Annotated in this window: 4 protein-coding genes and 1 other annotated feature; of the genes, 1 reads left to right on the top strand and 3 read right to left on the bottom strand. The window is 35.2% G+C overall.

The window, feature by feature from the left end; all coding sequences use genetic code 11:
* A partial coding sequence (locus ACPYKA_RS19635; protein ID WP_479543885.1) for a TIGR00366 family protein occupies nucleotides 1–247 on the top strand: 247 nt, incomplete at its 5' end.
* A 45-nt stretch (nucleotides 248–292) separates the two neighbouring features.
* Here the strand turns inward: ACPYKA_RS19635 and ACPYKA_RS19630 are convergent.
* From ACPYKA_RS19630 to ACPYKA_RS19620, 3 genes are all read right to left on the bottom strand, one after another.
* Nucleotides 293–427 carry a helix-turn-helix domain-containing protein gene (locus ACPYKA_RS19630; RefSeq protein WP_479543884.1) on the bottom strand — a complete coding sequence of 45 codons (135 nt, stop codon included), beginning with the start codon at nucleotides 425–427 and terminating at the stop codon, nucleotides 293–295.
* Between the two features lie 642 nt (nucleotides 428–1069).
* A complete protein-coding gene (locus ACPYKA_RS19625) occupies nucleotides 1070–2641 on the bottom strand; it encodes a 2-isopropylmalate synthase (protein WP_479543883.1) in 1572 nt (523 codons plus the stop codon).
* Between the two features lie 61 nt (nucleotides 2642–2702).
* Nucleotides 2703–2946, bottom strand: a binding site (T-box leader).
* 76 nt (nucleotides 2947–3022) lie between these two features.
* The coding region (locus ACPYKA_RS19620) for a methyl-accepting chemotaxis protein (RefSeq protein WP_479543882.1) at nucleotides 3023–3812 on the bottom strand (790 nt) is incomplete at its 5' end.

The following is a 3812-nucleotide window of genomic DNA, read 5'->3' as shown; positions in this document are numbered from 1 at the left end:
TGGTGGGCAATGGGCCGTACAGGGACCTATTATGATCCCTGCCGGAATGGAATTGGGAGTAGATAATGCAAAAACAGCAATGGCGGTTGCTTGGGGAGATGCGTGGACAAATATGATTCAGCCATTTTGGACATTGCCGCTACTAGCTATTGCAGGACTTAAAGTAAGAGATATTATGGGCTTTTGCGTCATTATCTTGATTTATAGTTTCTTCCCAATTGCAATTGGATTATTATTCTTTCATTAAAATAAAAAAGTACAGCTTTCTAATGAAACGAGACGCTGTACTTTTTTATTCACATGAAGTTTGCTGGCTATAGAGCCAAGTATAGGCAGCTAATCTTAAAGCAATATCATTTCCGGATCGACTTAAATCCATTTCCAGTAATTCCTTCGCCCGATTGACGCGATAATGAACTGTATTCACAATGCATCCTTAAAACGCATGTTTAAATTAATTAATAATAAATTAAGACTAAGTTAAAAACTGAGGGGTGCAATATTTTAGTATACCCCTCAGTTTTTAATCTTTTTTCCTAAACAAGTTAGTCATTATTACTATAATGCTAATTATTATCATGGCATAAGAGAGATAATAAAATAGATAACCATAAAAACCAGTTGACATGAAAACCCCCTCATTCAGTATAAATATAACTATCCCGAACAAAAGATATAAATGGGGAATAACTCTACCTTCCAAGTGTCCACCTCCGTTTTTTTATTAATTATATTTTTCATATTCATATAATTCTCGTGTCATGAGTGTTGTTCTAACTTTATTTCGAATGACTTAACTTTATTTTATTCTGTAACAGTGTGATCTCTGTCAAACAAGGTATCAACTACTCGCCATAATAACGATGTACCATCTTCTGAAACTGCGTCTTGTTAAACTTGTACGTCCAATTCATCAGCGATTGTTCATCGTGAAAAGATATTATTATAAGTTGTGTAGAAAATATCTCTTCAAGTATTTGAAATTCTCTTTTCTTGAGTTAATAAGGAAACAAGAATTATAAAGTTCGCTCTCTATCAAGAACTTGATAAAGAGCGAACTTTCTGGCTTTTAAGAGACCGGAAGTAAATTCTCTACAATAATATTATTAATCACATTAATATATGCTTGTGCACTAGCCTTAATAACATCAGTATCTGCTGCATTTGCATTATATTTTTCTCCATTAAACTCAACAATCACTTTTACTTTTCCTAACGCTTCTTTTCCGCGAGAAACACTGCTTATTTTATACTCAAGTAGCTGAATGTCTAAATCAACAATATCGACGATTGCTGTATATAGTGCGTCGATTGGTCCTGTTCCAACAGCGCTTCCGTGTAATATTTCTTCACCTTTTTTCACTTTGACGCTAGCGGAAGGGAAGATTGTATTACTTACAACCTGTAGATCTTCTAATTCATAGAAGTTATTTGCGTAGTCTTCGATGTCTTTCTTTTCAATCTCCTGTTTAGCAAAGTAGTTCTTCACAATTACATATAGATCATGATTGTATATTTCTTTTTTCTGATCAGCCAGCGATAGGAAATCGGCAAAAACTGCTTCGAATTGTTCGGCTGTTAAATCAACGAAACCAAGTTTATTTAATGTATCTTTAACTGCATGACGTCCTGATCGAGCTGTTAAAACAAGCTCCATATCGTCTAACCCAACGTCTATAGGATTAATAATTTCATAGGCATCTCTTGACTTAAGTAGTCCGTCTTGGTGGATTCCTGAAGAGTGAGCAAATGCATTATCTCCTGTAATTGCTTTATTTACCTGGACTTCTAATCCCATTAAACTACTGACAAGACGAGATGTATTCATGATTTCTTTTGTATTTATGTTTGTATGGACATCTTTGAAAACATCAGATCGTGTATTAATTGCCATTACTACTTCTTCTAGGGCTGCATTACCTGCTCGTTCACCAATACCATTAATGGTACATTCAACTTTATCTGCACCATTTTTAATTGCCGCAAGTGTATTGGCAGTTGCCATTCCAAGATCATTATGACAGTGAACGCTTAGTAATACTTGATCATTTAGATTCTTCAAGCGGTCATTTAATTTATAAACTAACTCACCAAATTCTTCGGGTTCCGCAAAACCTACCGTATCGGGAACATTAATCATTGTAGCTCCTGCTTTTACGACAGCTTCAATTGTAGACCATAAGTACTCAAAATCAGATCGAGAAGCATCTTCTGTAGAATATTGAATTTCTGGAAGGAGCGTTTTTGCATATTTTACTGCCTCCACTCCAATATCTAAAATTTGATCCTTTGATTTACTGAATTTCTTTTCCACATGAATATCTGACGTACCTAGTACCATATGAATCATTGGTCTTTCCGCATGCTTTACACTATGGTAAACAGAGTCGATATCTGCTTTAACTGCTCTTGCTAAAGCAGTAATCATAATATCATCCGTGTTTCCAACCTTCATTGCAATTTCTTTCACGGCATTAAAATCACCTTCAGATGATGCAGGAAACCCAGCTTCTATAATATCAACTTGCAGACGTTTTAACTGCTCGGCAACTTCTAGTTTTTCATATAAATTTAGTTTCGCTCCTGGAACTTGTTCTCCATCACGTAAAGTTGTATCAAACACCCAAATTTTTCTTGACAATTTGAAGCACTCCTTTTTGTTAATTTTATTTTGAAAATAAAAAACCCCGTCTCTATATAAAGATAGAGACGAGGATTTGCTCGCGGTACCACTCTAGTTAATTAATACGTATATTAATTCAGCTCATTTTCAATGGCGATCACCATCTATCCATATAACGGTAGAAAACCGACGTCCGTTACTAATAAGTTGTTCACGGCATAGCTCTTGGACGAGTTCAAAGGTAAATAACTGCCAATTTTCACTAACCATTGGCTCCCTGAGAGCTTACTTATCCTTTTACTATTTCCAATCATTGCTTCAAGTTATGTAATTTAAATGTAATTATAACGTGACTATTTTTAACTGTCAACACAATTTTCATAAAATAATATATATTTTCTATTTTAATTTAAATACGGAAATTTCCTGATTAAGCTGTTCCGCCAGTTCAGAAAGCTCATCGGCATTTTTAGAAATTTCATCCATTGAACTAGATGTTTGCTGAGTAGATGCAGAAGATTGTTCTACACCTGCCGCGGCTTCTTCAGAAACAGCGGCAATATCTTCAATTAAATTGTTCATTCGTTCACTATTTTCCGCTATTTCTTTTAATCTATTTGCAACTTGTGAAATACTTTTGGCCATTCCTGAGATGGAATTATCAATTGTATCAAAGCTTTCACCAGTTTTCTCGATCTGGCTAATACCCTCTTTTACTTCTTGATAACCTTCATTTAACGATGTTACGACTTCATTTGTTTCTGATTGAATACTATGTACGATATTCGTAATTTCTGTAACAGAGCTTGTCACTTGTTCTGCTAACTTTCTTACTTCATCTGCTACAACGGCGAATCCTCGGCCATGTTCTCCCGCACGCGCTGCTTCAATTGCCGCATTTAATGCAAGTAAATTTGTTTGGTCTGCAATATCTTTTACTACTTGTACTAATTGAGAAATCTGATCCGATTGTTGATCTAGACCGCGAACTTTATCAACTGCATCCGCCACGATTGCATCAATTTTATCCATTTGATGAACGGATTGTTTCATTAAATCGGAACCATCGGCTGTTAATGTTAATACATTTTTTGAGGATGTAGCGATTTCTTGTCCCTCGTACTGAGAATGTTGAACGGAATCAACAAAATGCTTCATTTGTTCGGATAAATTAAAAGCACTGTTTGCT

Origin of the sequence: Pseudogracilibacillus amylolyticus (SeqCode), assembly GCF_051918545.1 — a bacterium.
Taxonomy (GTDB): domain Bacteria; phylum Bacillota; class Bacilli; order Bacillales; family Amphibacillaceae; genus Pseudogracilibacillus.
Note: the sequence above shows the minus strand (reverse complement) of the source record. Positions and strands in the feature narration are given on the sequence as shown.